The 332-nt window shown below is 37.3% G+C and carries 1 protein-coding gene; it reads left to right on the top strand.

Annotated elements, in window-relative coordinates:
- Nucleotides 1-122: 122 nt before the first annotated feature.
- The coding region (locus tag ACNKXV_RS13785; RefSeq protein WP_417908298.1) for a type II toxin-antitoxin system PemK/MazF family toxin at nucleotides 123-332 on the top strand (210 nt) is incomplete at its 3' end.

Here is a 332-nt window from a genome sequence, read left to right as displayed (position 1 = left end):
TAAAGGAGGAATCCCAGTGAGAGTTTTAATCCTTTCGGAAGAAGAGGAAATGGAGGAAAAGAATTACCTAAAATTTCTCTCCAATAATCCGGCCCTTGATTTTTTAAACGACCCTGAAGAAAATGTCTACACCAGCAAAGACGGAAAGCCTTTCAAAAATTAGAGGAAAGATTGTCTTAGTTCCTTTTCCATTTGAAGATTTTTCAACTCGAAAAGTACGTCCAGCACTTTGCCTATCTGAACCCATAGGAAAATTTGAACACGTTATCGTGGCATTTATTTCGAGTAAAATCAGCGATCAGCTCGAAGAATCCGAATTTGAAATAAAACCA

It is taken from the genome of Christiangramia aquimixticola (assembly GCF_048285835.1).
Taxonomy (GTDB): domain Bacteria; phylum Bacteroidota; class Bacteroidia; order Flavobacteriales; family Flavobacteriaceae; genus Christiangramia; species Christiangramia aquimixticola.
The sequence above is the reverse complement of the archived record's forward strand: the minus strand, read 5'-3'. Positions and strand labels throughout refer to the sequence as shown.